13 protein-coding genes are annotated in these 17,506 nt (G+C 65.2%); 4 read left to right on the top strand and 9 right to left on the bottom strand.

Annotated elements, in window-relative coordinates:
- Positions 1–83 precede the first annotated feature (83 nt).
- From VH567_RS14465 to VH567_RS14450, 4 genes are read left to right on the top strand one after another with little or no spacing between them, the layout of a single operon-like run.
- The gene (locus tag VH567_RS14465; protein ID WP_423326961.1) at positions 84–3,014 is read left to right on the top strand and encodes a glycoside hydrolase family 2 protein; all 2,931 of its coding nucleotides are present in this window, start codon (positions 84–86) and stop codon (positions 3,012–3,014) included.
- On the top strand, positions 3,014–4,978 hold the full coding sequence (locus VH567_RS14460) for a glycoside hydrolase family 97 protein (RefSeq protein WP_423326960.1): 1,965 nt from the start codon (positions 3,014–3,016) through the stop codon (positions 4,976–4,978). The genes VH567_RS14465 and VH567_RS14460 overlap by 1 nt, the downstream gene beginning before the upstream one ends.
- A gap of 10 nt (positions 4,979–4,988) precedes the next feature.
- Positions 4,989–5,762, top strand: a complete 774-nt coding sequence (locus VH567_RS14455; protein WP_423326959.1) for a GDSL-type esterase/lipase family protein — start codon at positions 4,989–4,991, stop codon at positions 5,760–5,762.
- Positions 5,759–7,216 carry a carboxylesterase/lipase family protein gene (locus tag VH567_RS14450; RefSeq protein ID WP_423326958.1) on the top strand — a complete coding sequence of 486 codons (1,458 nt, stop codon included), beginning with the start codon at positions 5,759–5,761 and terminating at the stop codon, positions 7,214–7,216. The genes VH567_RS14455 and VH567_RS14450 overlap by 4 nt, the downstream gene beginning before the upstream one ends.
- Positions 7,217–7,327: 111 nt before the next feature.
- On the opposite strand, the gene VH567_RS14445 is transcribed toward VH567_RS14450, so the two are convergent.
- The 9 genes from VH567_RS14445 to VH567_RS14405 all read right to left on the bottom strand — a co-directional run.
- Entirely contained in the window at positions 7,328–8,230 is a 903-nt protein-coding gene (locus tag VH567_RS14445) for an ROK family protein (protein WP_423326957.1), read from the bottom strand.
- A gap of 181 nt (positions 8,231–8,411) precedes the next feature.
- Complete coding sequence (locus tag VH567_RS14440) at positions 8,412–9,698, bottom strand: ROK family transcriptional regulator (protein ID WP_423326956.1); 1,287 nt, start codon at positions 9,696–9,698, stop codon at positions 8,412–8,414.
- Between the two features lie 400 nt (positions 9,699–10,098).
- Positions 10,099–12,987, bottom strand: a complete 2,889-nt coding sequence (locus tag VH567_RS14435) for a TonB-dependent receptor (RefSeq protein ID WP_423326955.1) — start codon at positions 12,985–12,987, stop codon at positions 10,099–10,101.
- A 939-nt stretch (positions 12,988–13,926) separates the two neighbouring features.
- Positions 13,927–14,685 carry an arsenical resistance protein ArsH gene (arsH, locus tag VH567_RS14430; protein WP_423326954.1) on the bottom strand — a complete coding sequence of 253 codons (759 nt, stop codon included), beginning with the start codon at positions 14,683–14,685 and terminating at the stop codon, positions 13,927–13,929.
- Entirely contained in the window at positions 14,685–15,971 is a 1,287-nt protein-coding gene (locus VH567_RS14425; protein ID WP_423326953.1) for an arsenic transporter, read from the bottom strand. The genes arsH and VH567_RS14425 overlap by 1 nt, the downstream gene beginning before the upstream one ends.
- The gene (gene arsC, locus VH567_RS14420; RefSeq protein WP_423326952.1) at positions 15,971–16,396 is read right to left on the bottom strand and encodes an arsenate reductase (glutaredoxin); all 426 of its coding nucleotides are present in this window, start codon (positions 16,394–16,396) and stop codon (positions 15,971–15,973) included. The genes VH567_RS14425 and arsC overlap by 1 nt, the downstream gene beginning before the upstream one ends.
- A 17-nt stretch (positions 16,397–16,413) precedes the next feature.
- The gene (locus VH567_RS14415) at positions 16,414–16,662 is read right to left on the bottom strand and encodes a hypothetical protein (protein ID WP_423326951.1); all 249 of its coding nucleotides are present in this window, start codon (positions 16,660–16,662) and stop codon (positions 16,414–16,416) included.
- The gene (locus VH567_RS14410) at positions 16,659–17,012 is read right to left on the bottom strand and encodes an ArsR/SmtB family transcription factor (protein ID WP_423326950.1); all 354 of its coding nucleotides are present in this window, start codon (positions 17,010–17,012) and stop codon (positions 16,659–16,661) included. Before VH567_RS14410 ends, VH567_RS14415 begins: the two co-directional genes overlap by 4 nt.
- Positions 17,013–17,313: 301 nt before the next feature.
- Positions 17,314–17,506 (bottom strand): hypothetical protein (locus tag VH567_RS14405; protein ID WP_423326949.1); only part of this gene is annotated, 193 nt, incomplete at its 5' end.

Here is a 17,506-nt window from a genome sequence, read left to right as displayed (position 1 = left end):
TGGCTTTTTCCGTCGAGCGTGCTTTTTGGCGTCTCGATCGTGCAGCCCGGCCAGAGATCCGGCTGCCGAAAAGGGGATGACTGATGACCGACCGCTCGATCCGTATCTTTGGCGCCACCGCGTTCGCGTCGCTGCTCGCGTCTACCGCGGCGGCCCAGACGCCGCTCCCCTCCGGTTACGCCGAACGCGACCCGGTTCGGTCGGAATGGCCGGTCCAGGTCCGCCAGTCGCTCGGCCAGGTCACCCCGCAGGACCCCGCCACGCTACCCCGCAGCCGCGCGCCCTTGTCGAAGCCGGTCGCCAAGCCCGCCCCGCGCGGCCCGGCCCTCGCACAACGCTCGCCCGGACTGTGGACCGTCGCCGGCTGGCGGCTCGCCGAAGCCCCGACCGCGCAGGCGGACGGCGCGGCGGTATCGCGCGCCGGCTATGACGCGAAATCCTGGTACGTCGCCACCGTGCCCGGCACCGTGCTGACGACGCTGGTGGATCGCGGCGTCTATCCCGACCCTGCGTTCGGGCTCAACAACATGGCGATCCCCGAACGCCTCGCACGGCAGGATTACTGGTATCGGACCGAGATCGACATCCCCGCCGAGACGGTCGGCAAGCATCTCGAACTGAACTTCAAGGGCGTGAACTACGCCGCCGAAATCTGGCTGAACGGCGCGCGCCTCGGCACGATGAAGGGCGCGTTCATCCGCGGTCGGTTCGACGTCACCGGCAAGCTCGCCCCCGGCCGCAACGTCATCGCCGTGAAGGTGTCGCCGCCGCCGCATCCCGGCCTCGCGCACGAGGAATCGATGACCGCAGGCGTCGGCGAGAATGGCGGCATGCAGATGCTCGACGGCCCGACCTTCGTCGCGACCGAGGGCTGGGACTGGATCCCGTCGATCCGCGACCGCAATACCGGGCTGTGGCAGGGCGTCGACCTGATCGCGACCGGCGACACCGCACTCGGCGATGCGCAGGTCGTGACGACCCTGCCCAATCCCAACAACAGCGTAGCGAACGTCGAGATCACTGTCCCTGTCCGCAACCTGACCGACCAGCCGACGACCGCCACCGTCACTGCGAAGTTCGACGACGTGACGGTCAACAAGTCGGTGCCGCTCGCGCCGCGCGCCAGCGCCGACGTCAAGATGACCCCCGCCGAGTTCCCCGCGCTCGCGGTGCGCAACCCGAAGCTCTGGTGGCCGAACGGCTACGGTGCACCCGCGCTGCACGACCTGACGCTGACAACCGCCGTGAACAATGCGGTCTCGGATACAAAGACGCTGCGCTTCGGCATGCGGCAAGTGACGTACGAAATCTCGCTGATGGACAAGACCGATACGCTGCGCCGCGTCGGCATCGACCTGTCCAAGGCGCGCGCGCTCCACACGCAGATCGTCGACGGCACGCACCAGGGTATCCGCCAGACCGAGAATGGCTGGGCCGCGTCGCTGGTCCCCGGCGCCGAGACCTCGCCCGCGGTGACGCCGATCGCCGGCGATGCCGGCCTCGCGCCGTATCTGCTGATCAAGGTCAACGGCGTGCGGATCGCCGCGCGTGGCGGCAACATCGGCATGGACGACTTCATGAAGCGGACCGAGCGCGAGCGCCTGCTCCCGTTCTTCCGGCTGCATCAGGACGCCAACCTCAACATCATCCGCAACTGGGTCGGCCAGAACACCGAGGAGACCTTCTACGATCTCGCCGACGAGCACGGGCTGATGATCCTCAACGATTTCTGGGAATCGACGCAGGACTACAACATCGAGGCGCAGGACGTGCCGCTGTTCGCCGCCAACGCCGAGGACGTGGTAAAGCGATTCCGCAACCACCCCTCGATCGTCGTCTGGTTCGGCCGCAACGAAGGCGTGCCGCAGCCGATCCTCAACGAGGCTTTGCAGGGCATCGTCAACCGCGACGACGGGACGCGGCTGTATATGGGCTCGTCGAACCGGGTGAATTTGCAGAATAGCGGGCCGTATAACTGGCGTCCCGAAGCGAGCTATTTCACCGAGCATGCCAAGGGGTTTTCGGTCGAACTCGGCACGCCCAGCTTCCCGACGCTGGAGGCGTGGACGCGCGCGATCCCAAAGGCGGATCTGTGGCCGATCGGCGATGCGTGGGCGTATCACGACTGGCACCAGACCGGGAACGGCGCGGTCAAGACGTACATGGATGCGCTCGCGACGCGTTATGGCGCGGGGACCAGCCTGCCCGACTTCGAACGCAAGGCGCAGATGATGGAGTACGACTCCTACCGCGCGATCTTCGAGGGGTTCAACGCCGGGCTCTGGACGACCAACTCGGCACGGATGCTCTGGATGACGCAGCCCGCCTGGCCGTCCTCGGCATGGCAGATCTTCTCGTCCGACTACGACACGCACGCCGCGTTCTACGGGACGAAGAAGGCGTCGGAGCCGGTCCATGTCCAGATGAACCTGCCCGATCACAAGGTCGTGCTGGTCAACAACGGCCCGGCGCTTACGGGCGCGGTGGTTCATGCCAAGGTGACGTCGCTCGACAACCGCGTGCTCGCCGAGCAGCGCGCGACCGTCAGCGCGGGCGCAGGCCTCGTCGCCGACGCCTTCACGCTCGATCTCGCGCCGTTGCTCGCACAGGGCATGGTGCTGGTGTCGCTCGACGTGACCGACGCCGCGGGGAAAATCGTCTCGCAGAACGTCTACTGGCAAGGGGCCGACGACGCCGCCTATCGCGGCATGACGACGATGGCGAAGGTCCGCCTCACATCGACCGCGACCAGCCGCCGCGACGGCGACGAGATCGCGACGACGCTCGACCTGTCGAATACGGGGCCGTTCGCCGCGCTTGCGACCAAGCTGACGGTGATGAACGCCGACGGGACGCAGGTGCTGCCCGCGTATTTCACCGACAACTACGTGTCGCTGCTGCCCGGCACGCGCCGCCGCATCGAAATCCGCTATCCCATGTCCGCGGCGAAGGGTCGAACGACCGTCGCCCTGCGCGGCTGGAACGTGACGCCGACCGTCGTGAAGGTACAATGATGAAGACGCTCCTCGCCCTCGCACTCCTGTGCACCGCCGCCTCGGTATCGGCGCAGGACCGGCATCTCCTGTCGCCCGATGGTGCGATCGACGTCACGATCGGCCAGGACGCGGCGACCAGGGGGCCGACCTACGCCATCGCCTTTCACGGGCGGCCGATCATCGGCACGTCCCCGCTCGGCCTCGCGTTCGAGGGGTATAAAAAGCTAGGGCCCGACACCGCGGTTTCGGCCGCGACCCGCGCGAGTGCCGACACGCGCTATCGGCTGCTCGCGGGCAAGACATCCTCCGCGCGCGATCATTACAATGAACTGACGCTCGGGCTGACCGAGACGGGCGGCGCACATCGCAAGCTCGAGATCGTGTTCCGCGCGTACGATGAGGGCGTCGCGTTCCGCTACCGCCTGCCGGTCCAGCCCGGTTTCACCGACCTGCGGCTGGCGGGCGAGTTGACCGAATTCGCCTTTCCCACAGATTATCACTGCTGGGGCCTCAACCTCGGCCGCTTCGATACCAGCCATGAGGGCGAATACGATCAGGTCCAGGCATCGCAGGTCCGCCCGCACAATCTGTTCGAGACGCCCGTCACGTGTCGCACCGGTGTCGGCGATACGAGCTTCGCGCTGACCGAGGCGGATCTGCGCGAGTATTCGGGCTCCTACCTGACGGGTCGCGAAACCGGTGCGCTCGGCTTCGTTACCCGCCTGACGCCGCGCCTCGACGATCCGGCGATCGCGGTGAAGGCGGACGTCCGCACCACCGGGCTGACCACGCCGTGGCGCGTGGTGATGCTCGGCGACACGCCCGGCAAGCTGATCGAGTCGACCATCCTGACCAGCCTCAACCCCGCGCCGCAGGGCGACTTCTCGTGGGTGAAGCCGGGCAAAACCGCGTGGGACTGGTGGAACGGCCCGACGCTCAAAGCCTTGCCCAAGGCGGGCATGAACGACGCGACGATCAAGGCCTATATCGACTTCGCCGCCGCCAACTGCCTGCCCTACATGCTGATCGACGAGGGCTGGTACATCAACAGCGGCGGCGGTCCGGTGGTGTATCCCGGTGCCGACATCATGACGATCGTCCCGACGATCGACCTCCCCGGCCTCGTCCGCTACGCCGCCGACCGCAAGGTGGGCCTGTGGCTCTGGGCGAACTGGCGCGTGCTCGATGCGAAGATGGACGCGGCGTTCGCGCGCTATGCGGCGATGGGGATCAAGGGCCTGAAGGTCGACTTCATGGATCGCAGCGACCAGCAGATCGTCGAATTCTACCAGAAGATCTTCAAGGCGAGTGCCGAGCATCAGCTGATGCTCGACCTGCACGGCGCGTATCACCCGACCGGCGCGACGCGGACCTGGCCGCAGTTCCTGACGCAGGAGGGCGTGCTCGGCGCCGAATACAACAAATGGACCCGCCGCATCACCGCGCGGCACAACGTCACGCTCCCCTTCACGCGCGGTCTGGCCGGGCCGTACGACTATACGCCGGGGGGTTTTCGCAACGCGACGCCGGCGACGTTCCGTATCGAGCCGCAGACGCCGATGGTGCAGACGACGCGCGGCCAGGCGCTGGCGATGTACGTCGTGTTCGACAGCCCGTTCATGGGAGTCTCCGACAGCCCGGACAATTATGCGGGGGCCGCGGGCTTCGATTTCCTGCGCGCCGTGCCGGCGAGCTGGGACGAGACCCGTGTCGTCTCGGGCGCGATCGGCGAGCGGATCGTCACTGCGCGGCGATCGGGCAAGGACTGGTTCGTCGGCGCGATGACTAACGAGACGCCGCGCATGCTCGACGTGCCGCTCGACTTCCTGGGCAGCGGTCGCTTCACCGCGACGATCTGGCAGGACGGCGCTGCACCGACCGAAGTCGTCACCACCACCCGCATCGTCACTGCGCGTGATACGCTTGCCTTGAAACTCGCAGGATCGGGCGGCGGCGCGATCCGCCTCGTGCCGATCCGATAAAGGAAACCCGATGAAACCGACCCGCCTGTTGTTCGCCGCGCTCGCCTTTGCCGTGGCCGCGCCCGCTTTCGCCGCCGACCCCACGCCCGAGCAGAAGGCGCAATGGGCGAAGGAGGCCGAGGAGCGGCTGCACACCGACTGGGCCTATCTCGGCCGGTACCGCGACGCGAACGCCGCCCTGCCCGAGCCCGTCAAGGGCCAGCCGCGGATCGTGCTGATCGGCGATTCGATCACGCAGGGCTGGTTCGATCAGGTCCCCGCGTTCTTCAAGGGCGGTCGGATCGGTCGCGGGATCGGCGGGCAGACCACGCCGCAGATGCTCGTGCGCTTCCCCGCCGACGTCATCGCGCTCAAGCCCGCCGTGGTGCAGATCATGGCCGGCACCAACGACATCGCGTTCAACACCGGACCGATGACGCCCGACGAGAGCAAGGCGAATATCCGCGCGATGACCGAACTGGCGCAGGCCAACGGCATCCGCGTCATCCTCGCCTCGATCCCGCCCGCCGACCAGTATCCGTGGCGTCCGGGTCTCGACACCGGCAGCAAGATCGTCGCGATGAATACGTGGCTGAAGGCCTATGCCGCGGCGACCGGGTCGACCTATGCCGATTACTGGTCCGCACTGGTTGCGCCCGGCACCATGGGCATGCGCGAGGGGCTGTCGTCGGATCACGTCCACCCGACACCCGCCGGCTATGCGGTGATGGCGCCGGTCGCCGAGCGCGCGTTCAAGGCAGCGCTGGCCAAGCCCGCCCCGACCCGCGCGGTCATCGCCCAGTGATCCTGCTCGCCGCGCTGCTCGCCGCCACGGTCGTTCCGACTCAGCAGGGCGCGCTGCGCGGCGAGGTCACCGCGGACGGCCGCCACCTGTTTCGCGGGATCCCCTATGCCGCGCCGCCGATCGGCCCGCTCCGCTGGAAACCGCCACAGCCGGTGCGGCGCTGGACGCGCGCGCGCGACGCGACGAAGTCCGCGCCGTCCTGTCCGCAGGTCGATCGCAGCTGGAACACGCAAGCGGCGTCGTTCGCGAGCGAGGATTGCCTGTATCTCGAGGTCGCGACGCCCGACCTCAAGCCGGCCAAGCCGCTGCCGGTGATGGTCTGGATCCATGGCGGCTCCAACTACGCCGGCGGCGGCGCGGGCACGATCCAGTCCGGGCTGGTACGCAAGGGCGTCGTACTCGTCAGCATCCAGTACCGGCTCGGCGCGCTCGGCTTCCTGTCGCACCCGGCGCTGACCCGCGAAGGCGGCGGCGCCTCGGGCAATTACGGGCTGATGGACCAGCAGGCGGCGTTGCGCTGGGTCCGCGCCAACATCGCCGCGTTCGGTGGCGATCCCGGCAACGTCACGCTGTTCGGCGAGAGCGCGGGCGCGATGGACATCGGCCTGCATCTGCTCAGCCCAGGCTCGCGCGGGCTGTTCGCCAAGGCGATCGAGGAAAGCGGCACGCTGGGCTTCGGTACCCCGCCGCGGAGTCTCGCCGAGAACGAACGCCTCGGCACCCTGATCGCGGCGAAGGCCGGTATCCCGCAGACGGCCGCCGCCCTCCGCGCACTCCCGATGGCCGACCTGATCGCCGCGACCGAGGCGGTCGAGGTGCCAGGACTCGCCGACAAGAGCTTCATCTGGCTCCAGGCGATCGTCGACGGTCGCGTGCTGACCGAAACCCCTGCCGAAACCCTGGGGAAAGGCGGCAACCCCGCCGCGCTGATCGTCGGCAGCAACGCGCGGGAACTGACGCTCCACGGCGGCGTATCGCGCGCCGGCGAGACGATCGCGGAAGCCTTTGGGAGCAACGCCGCGTTCGCGCGAAAAGCGTACGGTATCGACGCGATCCCGGTCGCCGATCCGCGCATGGGCGACCTCGACCTGATCCTGTCGAACGACATCAATTTCCGCTGCCCGGTGACCGTGGTCGCCGCGGCACGGGCACGCGCGGGCCAGCCGGTCTGGCAGTATCAGTTCGACTATAGCGCGCCCGACGCCAAGCCCGTGACGCACGGCAGCGAAATCCGCTACGTGATGGCGGGCAGCGAAGACCTCGAAGCGGGTGCGCCGCCGATGCAGGCCTATTGGCTGTCGTTCGCGCGCACCGGAAATCCGAACGCGGCGGGGCTTCCGGCGTGGAAGCGCTACGATCTGGCGACGAAGACCTATCTGGGCTTCGTCAACGGCGGCCCGCAACCGGGCAACGATCTGCGCGGCGAGGTGTGCGGGTTGCGGACCGCGCCGTAGCGCCTCCTTGTTCTCCCGCGAAGGCGGGAGCCCATACTGGCTCCCCCCTTCGCCGGGAAACAAGCTTCCAAGCGACGGAGGCAATAATCCTCCCCCGCCCGGGGGAGGATCCTAAGTCCCTGCCGGCCACAACCGGGCGGCGCCGCGGACGCCGCTGCTGTCGCCCCAGACGGCCTGGACGATCTTCGCGTCCCAGCCGTCGGAGAAGGTGTGGCGACGCACCGCATCGGGCAGCCGGTCGTAGATCTCGGCGACGTTCGACATGCCGCCCCCCAGCACGACGCAGTCGGGATCGATGAGATTGGCGATCAACGCGATCGCGCGACCGAGGCGATCGACATAGCGTTCCAGCGTCGCCGCGGCGTCGGTGTCGCCCGCACGCGCCGCAGCGACGATCATCTCCCCCTCCAGCGCGTGGCCGGTGACGGTTTCGTGATCGCGCCGAAACCCGGTGCCCGACACCCAGCTTTCCAGGCAGCCGCGCTGGCCGCACCAGCATTCCGGCGCCGGAAACTCGGACTCGTTCGGCCATGGCAGCGGCACATGCCCCCATTCGCCGGCAATGCCGTTCGCACCCTCGACGATCCGCCCGTCGATCACGAGGCCGCCGCCGCATCCCGTCCCGACGATGATCGCGAACGCGGCGCGCGCACCGGCGGCGGCGCCATCGACGGCTTCGGACAGAGCGAGGCAGTTGGCGTCGTTCGCCATCCGCACCGGCCGGCCGATCGCGATTTCCAGGTCCTCGCGAAACCGGCGCCCGTTCAGATACAGCGAGTTGGCGTTGCGCATCAGCCCGGTGCGCGGCGAGATCGATCCCGGCGTACCGATGCCGATCGTCCCCTGCTGCCCCGCCTCGGCCTCGACCGCCTGCACCAGCGCGCGGACATCGCGCACCGCGTCGTCATAATCTCCGGGATTCGGCACGCGCAACCGGCTCAGGAAACGGCCATCGTCATCCAGCGCCGCCGCCTCGATCTTCGTGCCGCCGAAATCGATACCAATCTGGACCATCGTCCGTGTCTCCCTCCGCGCGCCGTCACGCGACGTCGAGATCGGATGGGAACGCGAGGCGCGGTGTTCGGCGCAGCGATCGGGATCGTCTGGCGCCTGTCTCTCCCACCGTCGCTCTGTCGCTGCGGCTATTGTCGACTCGACCTAGCCAGATTGCTGCAGATTAAAAAGACAAATTGCATTAATCGGATCGGCCATTGCGTCCGACCTGCATCAGGATCGCCTCGGACGGCAGGATATGATCGAGGAACGGCAGGATCGCTGCCCCGATCGCTGGCGCGTCGTCCGACATCGCCGCCCGCATCACGCGCGCCACAGACGGCAGCGCGGTATCGGCAAGCATCGTATTCAGGCGATCGACGAGCGCATCGACCAGTACGGCCGGCAGGCGGCCACCGATCAGCACCGCACCCGGATCCACCAAGCAGCTGACCGCGATCAGCGGCTCGATCAGCGACTGCGCTGCATCCTCGATCCAGCGTTCGACGATCACCGTCACCGCCGGATCTTCGCGGGTCAGCGCATCGACGCCTTCGACCTCGCATCCGCCTGCGTCCAGCCTCGCATACAGCGCGGACAGCGACACGGTTTCCTGTACCGTCTGGCCCGCCGCACGCCGCGTCATGTCGGGCATGAATCCGATCTCGCCACTGCGCGCACCGGCGCCGCGAAAATAATTGCCGTCGATCACCAATCCGCCACCCAGGCCTGCGCTGACCAGCACGTAGAAGAAGCTGCTCAGGACCATGCCCGATCCGAACTGCGCCTCGCCGATCGCCGCCGCGGCCGCGTCGTTGTCAACGTGTACGGACCAGGGGACGATATCCTCGACCATCGCCTGTACGTCGATGTCGTTCCAATTCTCGTACGCGGATGGCCGATGCGGCAACGTCACGCGGCCAAGATCGTCGGGCATCGCGACTCCCACGCCCAGCATGCGACTTTCGTCGATCAGCTTGGACGCGCGGATCGCGGCAACCTCGTCGCGCAGCCACGCGACGACCGCATCGGGCATAGCAAACGCCACCTCGAGCGTCGCACGGGTCAGCACGGTGCCGGCCAGATCGAGCGACACGATCGTGATGTGATCGCGGTCGATGTTGATGCCGATCGAAAAGCCACCGGCGGGATTGATCACTAACTGTGCCGCGGGCTGGCCACGCGCGCCCTGCCGCCGCCCCGCTTCGCTGATCAGTCCGGCGTCGAGCAGCCGCCGCGTGATGTTCGCGATCGTCGGGGCGGTTAGTCCCGTGATCGCCGCCAGGTCGGTGCGGCTGGCTTCGCCGCTGACCCGGATCGCCTGCAGCACGGTGCGCTGGTTATAATCGCCCGCGCGTTCGAGATTGGTACCGGACAGGCTGATCCCCAGTCGTGCACCCCGATCGAAGGACGCTGGCTTGGCGGTCGCGGTGCTCGCAGTGGATGCGCCATCCTGTATCGCCATGCCGGTCAGCTCCCCCGTTGTCATCGTTTGGTCCCATAATGGTCTTGCCTTTGTGTCAGGCCCGACCTCCACTGGCAACGCCGCGTCTGGCTAGCATGACGATGCCGGTCGTTCATACCACCCGTCGTGACGTCGCAACGACGATATCTGCGGAATCTACGGAAGCACCTGCATGAGCTTCGAAACCCTGCGCCGCAAGCCAGGCGCTGGAAGGCACGCTCGCATCGGTCTTCGCCCGCACTGCTTGGCAAGTCGGCGGCCGATGCGGCAATCGCCAGACTATTTTTGATGGCCTCTGCCGGTATGCCTGACGCCTCGCCGTCGTCGCGACAACGACAAGATCGATAACACGCTGACGGAGCACCCTACCCGTTCCACGACCAAGCGCATCTGCTTGGCCGTGGTTCGGAATCGGATCCAAAGATCAGAACTTCACGCGCACACCGAAATTATAGCGTGCGCCGGTTTCCTGGAGCGCCAGGAACCGGTCCTCGACGGCGGACCATTCGTTCACCCGCTCGTTGGTGACGTTGACGCCCTGGACATAGACCTGGAAATTGGAGGTCAGGTCATAGGCGACGTTGAAGTCGAGCTGGCCGTAGGACGACCGGTTGCGCGGACGGCCCTGGCTCGACCGGCACTGGCGCAGATAATCCGAGCGCCAATTATACGACGTGCGCGCCGAGATGCCGTATTTCTCGTAGAACACGCTGCCGTTGGCGGAATGCGGCGACAGCCCGTTATAACCGCAGTCGAAATCGGCGAGCGTGTCCTCACGTTGAACCTTACTGTCCACATAGGTGTAGTTGCCGGTGACACCGAAGCCCGAGGCGAAGCCGGGCAGCCAGTCGAACGCATATTGCGCGCCCACCTCGATGCCGCGGATATAGCCGGTCTGCCCGTTTCGGGTGCGGGTATCCTGGAACACGCGGCCGAACCGGTTCACCGGCAGCGTCTGCAGTTCGAGGAAGTTGCTCAGATCCTTGTAGAACCCGCCGACGCTGACATAGCTGACCGGGGTCATGTACCATTCGACCGACAGGTCGTAATTGGTCGACTTGAACGGCAGCAGGCTGGGGTTGCCGCCGCTCGACTGCGGCACCGAGATACGGCCGCCGAAGTCGTTGTTGACGCCGAGATCGGTCAGCGTCGGGCGCGTGACGGTCTGCGAGAACGCGGCGCGCGCGAGCAGCTTTTCGGTGACGTTGAACCGGATGTTCGCCGACGGCAGCGCGTTGACGTAGCTGTTGCGGACCGACACCGCCGTCGCCGGCCCGTAGGTGAACTGCAGCGTGTCGTCGCCAGGCGTGTTGGCGATGTTGATGACGGGCGTGTCGAAGCCCGAGGACACGACGTCGGTCTGGACGACGCGGACGCCGACGTTACCGGCCCAGCGCTCGCCGCCGAACTGCATGCTGATATAGCCCGCGGTCAGCTTCTCCTGGACGTTGACCGTACCGCGAAGCTGCTCGCGTACGCCGAACGGTCCCCCCGGCAGCGCGAGGAGCTGCTGCGCGAAGGCAGCCTGCTGCGCGGGCGTACGGCCGTTGGTCGGGATCGACAAAGTGGCGGGGTCGTTGAGATAGGCGAGGAACGCCTGCGGATCGAACTGGAACAGCGACGGCGGAATATTCTGCCCCCCGCCCAGCAGGTTGGTCCAGTCGTAGCCCTCCAGCAGGCCGGACGCGATCGGTACCTGGTATCCGCAATAGGTGCAGTTCGAGTCGCTGTTGTTGAACTGCCGATTGATCTTGCGCCGCTCGGTATAGGACCCGCCGATCTGCACCGATTTCAGCACCGAATCCTGGATGTCGTACTTGGTATCCAGGTGGAACTCGGAGCCGCGATCGCGCGATCGGTTGGTGTCGATGCCCATGTAATGCAGCCGCATGCGATTGGGATCGTTGATGATCGCGTTGTCGAACGTTGCGGTCGGCAGTCCCTGGCCAGGGTTGAGATTGAACTGGTAGCTGTACGGCAGCAACGCACCGATCACGAGATACTGGTTCGGCGAGACACGGTTCGCGCCGGTGACGGACGCGTCCAACCGCACTTCGACGTCCTCGGCAGGGTTCCACTTGATGTTGCCGCCGAACTGATAGGCCTCGGACTCACGCTTCGTCAGATTATAGACATGGTCGATCTTCGAATTGAGACCGTTGTTGGTCAGCCTGTCTCGATTGTCCGCCAGGAACTGCGGGTTCTGGGCGATGAAGTCGCCGCCGATCATGCCGAGCCCGGTCGCCGTCCCGTTGCTGTCGAACGTCGGCTGGAAATAGGGCGCGGACAGGAAGTTATCCATCTTGCGGACCACGCCTGACACGGTGAACTTCGAATAGATGCCGTCGACGGTGATCTCGAGATTGTCGCGCGGCTTGAACTGGACGGCACCGGCGAGGTTGATCCGCTCGCGCTCTTCCTGCGAGCGCTGGTAATACAGGCTCTGGGGAACGTTGACGTTGCCCGTTGCCGGGTATCGCGGGTCGGCGCCGGTGATCAGCGTCGGCGTGCCGCCGATCACCGAGATGATATCGGGCCGGCCGTTGATCCAGCCGTCGATCGCGATCGTGTCTTCCTGGTTTTTGCGCTTAGTGTACGATCCGGACAGCACGACGCCGAACGTCTTGTCGGTGTTGGTCCACGACGCGGTCGCCGACGTATCCGGCCCGGCCTTGTCGCGCAACGTGTCGTAGATCGCGCCGGCGGAGGCCGAGAAATGGAACCCGTCGCGCCCCGACAGCGGGCGTGCGGTGATGATGTTGACGGTGGCCCCGATGCCACCCTCCTGAAGCTCGGGCACATTCGATTTGAACACGTCGGTGCGCTGGATCATGTTGGACGACAGCACGTCGAACGAGAATTCGCGTCCCGGATTGTCGGTCGCCATGACGCGCCCGTTGACCAACACGGTATTGAACTCCGGGCCGAGGCCGCGAACGGTGATGAACTGGCCCTCGCCGCCCGACCGGTCGATCGCGACACCGGTGATGCGCTGGAGGGATTCGGCGATGTTGGAGTCGGGGAATTTGCCGACGTCCTCTGCACTGATGCTATCGACGATCTGCTGCGCGTCACGCTTCACGCGCGCCGAATTGGCCAGGCTGCTGCGGATACCGGTGACGACGATTTCGTCGCCTCCGGCAGGATTGTCCTGGCCGGGTTCGGCGGCGGCGGGAGTCGGATCCTGCGGGAGCGCGGTGGCGCCCTCCTGCACCGATCCGGGCGCGGGTGCGGTTACCTCTTGTGCCAACGCGGGCGTGGTGACGAATACGCTGCCAAGCAACAGACAAGCACGTGCAGTAAGTAGCTTCATATTGCCTCTCCCTGTATCGATCCAAATTAATCAGATTCGTCTATGTTTTTTTCTCAAGCTATAATTGCTCGATGTTTTTGATAGAATTGGAATGTGTTTTGCTGAGCGATATTTGAATTAGAACGCTCATTTAAATTCACGAAGCGCACGTCCAATTAGGACTGGACGAATATTCATTTACAAAATCCTGCTGACGCCGTGTTCATCCAAATGAACGATGCTGATCGTTGCCGGTAAGCCAGTCCTGCTGCGGTACGCCGACCGTCGGCCCCGGATAGAGCAGACGCCCATTTGGAAGGTTATAGGGATAAGGTGCCCCGCGACGTTTCGACCTCCGGGTCGACGGTTCTTGCAGGCAAACCGGCGAACGTGAGCCAAGGACGTACACTTGGGCTTGCGGCCGCTCCACGCTGTCGGTCACGAAGAAATTGGCCGGGGCATGCGCAGGCTGTGCAGCCAATGGGCAGATTGCGTTGCCGGCCCCACGCGCCTTTTCGTCGCGCGCAACCTTTACAAGATCGGCGCATCGCTTCCCGCCGATATCTTCAGCCCACCCTCTTTTAAGGGTACACCGAAGTATCTCGTCGCAATATCGACTTGATTGCCTGCGACGAACCACGGGAACGCACAATAGACAACCCTCCGCTGAAGTCAGCCTGGCACGCTTGTCAGTACTTCGTTCACCGCCATGTTCGATCGCGGCTCGGCTCGACCAGATAACGGCCTTGTCCGATCTCATCGGAAAAATTCATGTGCTTTCCTGATCGCTGCATATGCTGTGATCATGCTCACCTCTCCTTTCCCGACGTCTTAGCGTCAGTTTGAATCGGTATTATTGTAATAAATGGCCTATGTAAAGGATTACATTCCTCTGTTGGTCGCTATTTGGCGTAGCGCGGGGCATGGCGCGGCTTCCGCCGATGGCCAGGATATGCATCGTCAGCGGTCGGTTCCGCTCCGCGAGCCAAGCGCGATGGCGGACAAGTCGGTGCCTGGATCGATCGGAACGCCCGCCTCCTTGCGTTCGGAATAGCGATCCACCAGCCGGCCGGCATGTGGGCGTAACAGCACGGTGAAGCGCACCAGCTCCTCCATCACGTCGACGATGCGGTCATAATAGCTCGATGGCTTCATGCGACCGGCGGCATCGAACTCCTCGAACGCCTTGGCGACACTCGACTGGTTGGCGATTGTCACCATCCGCATCCAGCGACCGAGCACGCGCAGCGTGTTGACGCTGTTGAACGACTGAGATCCGGCCGAAACCTGCATGACCGCCAGCGTGCGCCCTTGGGTCGGGCGCATGCCCCCAATCGCCAGGGGTAGGTGATCGACCTGCAATTTCATGATGCCGGTGATCTGCCCATGCCGCTCCGGGCTGCACCACACCTGCCCCTCCGACCACAGCGATAGCTGACGCAGCTCATGGACCGCCGGATGATCGTCTCCCGCCACCTGATCCGGCAGCGGCAGGGTAGACGGGTCGAAGATGCGCGTGTCGCATCCGAAGAAACGCAACAGCCGCGCTGCCTCCTCGACACAGAGTCGCGAATAGGAGCGTTCGCGCAAGCTGCCATAGAGCAGCAGGATACGCGGGGGCGGATCGCCGGCACCAAGCCCCAGCGCCGGCCGCTCGACCGCATAGCGGCGATCGAGGGCGGGAAGATGATCGGGGTCGGATAGATCGCGCACCGGCATCAGGCGAACCCGATCCGCAGCGCAAGCGCCGCGAGAGTGATGAGCAGAACCGGGACGGTCAGCGTCACACCGACCTTGAAGTAATAACCCCAGCCGATCCTGATGCCCTTCTGCCCGAGGACGTGAAGCCACAACAGCGTCGCCAGCGATCCGATCGGCGTCAGCTTGGGCCCGAGGTCGCAGCCGATGACGTTGGCATAGATCATCGCGTCCTTGATCGCGCCGGTCGCGTGCGTTGCGTCGATCGACAGCGCGCCGACGAGAACGGTCGTCATGTTGTTCATGACCGACGACAGGACCGCCGCGATAATACCCGTGCCGAACGCCGCACCCCAGACGCCGCCTTGCGCCGTCCGATCGAGCAAGGCCGCCAGATGGTTGGTCAGGCCGGCGTTCCGCAAGCCGTACACGACGAGGTACATGCCGAGCGAGAAGATCACGACCTGCCACGGCGCGCCGCGCAGCACCTTGCCGGTCTTGATGACGTGACCGCGGCCGGCGATCACCAGCAGCAGGATGGCACCGGCAGCGGCGACGGCGCTGACCGGCACGCCAAGTGGTTCGAGCAGGAAGAAGCCTCCCAGCAGCAGCGCCAGCACGACCCAGCCGGCGCGGAAGGTTGCGAGGTCGCGGATCGCTTCGGACGGGCGCCGAAGTGCGGTGACGTCATAGGTTGCCGGGATATCGTGCCCAAAGAACAGCAGCAGCGCGCCCAGTGTCGCCGCGATCGACACGAGATTCACCGGGGCCATGACGCTGGCATAGTGGCCGAAGCCGATCCTGAAGAAGTCGGCCGACACGATGTTGACGAGGTTCGAGACGACCAGCGGCAGGCTGGCGGTGTCGGCGATGAAGCCGGCCGCCATCACGAACGCCAGTGTCGCCTTGTCCTTGTAGCCCAGTGCACGCAGCATCGCGATGACGATCGGTGTCAGGATCAGCGCCGCACCGTCATTGGCGAACAGTGCCGATACTGCGGCGCCCAGCAGCACGATCAGGACGAACAGCCAACGGCCGTTCCCTTTGCCCCAGCGTGCGACGTGCAGCGCCGCCCATTCGAAAAAACCGGCTTCATCGAGAAGGAGGCTTATGACGATGATCGCGACGAAGGCTCCGGTCGCGTTCCAGATGATGCCCCAGACCACCGGCACGTCGGGCAGCGAGACGACCCCGGCGAGCAACGCCACCACGGCTCCCCCCATCGCGCTCCAGCCGATGCCGAGCCCCTTGGGTTGCCAGATGACGAGCGTGATCGTGGCGACAAAAATAGCGATGGCAAGCAGCATCAGGCGACGCGCTGACCCGAGGCGTCGACGACCTGTTCGCCGTCTTCCTTCGTGAACGCGCCCTGTTGCGGCTCAGGTAGCAGATCCAGCACCGCTTCCGAAGGGCGACACAGCTTCACGCCGAGCGGCGAGACGACCAGCGGTCGATTGATGAGGATCGGGTGCGCCATCATCGCATCCACCAGCGCGTCGTCGGACAGCGACGTATCGCCCAGGCCCAGCTCTGCATAAGGCGTACCCTTCTCGCGGAGCAGATCACGGGGGCGCATCCCGGCCCGGTCGATCAGCTCGACCAGCAAGGCGCGCGACGGTGGAGTCTTCAGATACTCGACGACGTGCGGCTCGATGCCGGCGTTGCGGATCATCGCCAGCGTGTTGCGCGAGGTGCCGCATGCGGGATTGTGAAAAATGGTGACGTCGGTCATGTGCGGATTTCGCCTTTTTAGTCTTCGACGGCATTGTCGTGAATGTCCTGCAAGCATTGGCGGATAGCCATTGCAGGAACGTCACGTCTCAGGATCACCAGTTCGACCAGTCGGGCACCTCGATCGGCGCTCTCCACCAGCTTGAGCAGACTTCCCCTGCTGCACCGCCGCCCTTCCCCCCGCCGGTCGACGATCGCCGCGCCGAAAATCGAGCGTGCGCTGTCATGCGTGCACAGCAACAGCCCATCTGTGATGGCCGCGGTCACGCGACCGCCTGCGCATCGCACCGGCTACGCAGAACGACATCGGCAAGTGACGCGCAAATCTCAGGCGATCCGCCGCAACAGTCCTTCATCAGATATTCCAGCAATTCGGTCATGGTCTCGTACCTTGCCGAGTAGATTATCGATCGGCCTTCGCGACGGCTGTCGATCAGCCCGGCGTGCGACAGGATGGTAAGGTTTGCCGAAAGCGTGTTTGGCGGAACCTTCAAACTCCGCGCGATTTCGCCAGCAGCGATGCCGGTCTGGCCCGCCTGCACCAACATACGAAACACCGTCAGGCGTCCCTCGTGAGCCAGAGCAGAAAGTCCCGCGACTGCGTTCCTGATATCCATGATTCTACTTTACCAGAAATCTCGCATTGGCCAAAGGGAGATCCTGCGTTTCCCCTGCCGTCGAATGTCGATTTCACCGGAAGCTCAGACCTCGACAGTCTGCTCCCATTCTTTCGCGTGGGGGTTGGTCGCAGACAGGCACAACGGCCACGACGCATTTGAAGCGTGAGCCGTTGGCCGGATGCAACCCGATAGGAGCGATAACCACCCAGAGGATCGCCGGACGACCCGCCCGCATTTCTCGCCGCCTCCTTTGCAAAACCAGTCCGGCGCGCCGTTCGCGGCGGCGGCAGCGGCGACGCTAATCTGGAGCGTAACGGTCTACCGGGATGGCGAGTTCGGCGCCGTTCTCGAATGGCTGGGCGCGCCGATGCTGCAAGGCCAGAAACGACGCCAGCCCCGTGGCTTGCGCTACGGGGCTAGGATTGTCGTTGGGTATGGTTGCGGGGACAGGATTTGAACCTGTGACCTTCAGGTTATGAGCCTGACGAGCT

It is taken from the genome of Sphingomonas sp. 4RDLI-65 (genome assembly GCF_049472435.1).
Classification (GTDB): Bacteria; Pseudomonadota; Alphaproteobacteria; order Sphingomonadales; family Sphingomonadaceae; genus Sphingomonas.
Note: the sequence above shows the minus strand (reverse complement) of the source record. Positions and strands in the feature narration are given on the sequence as shown.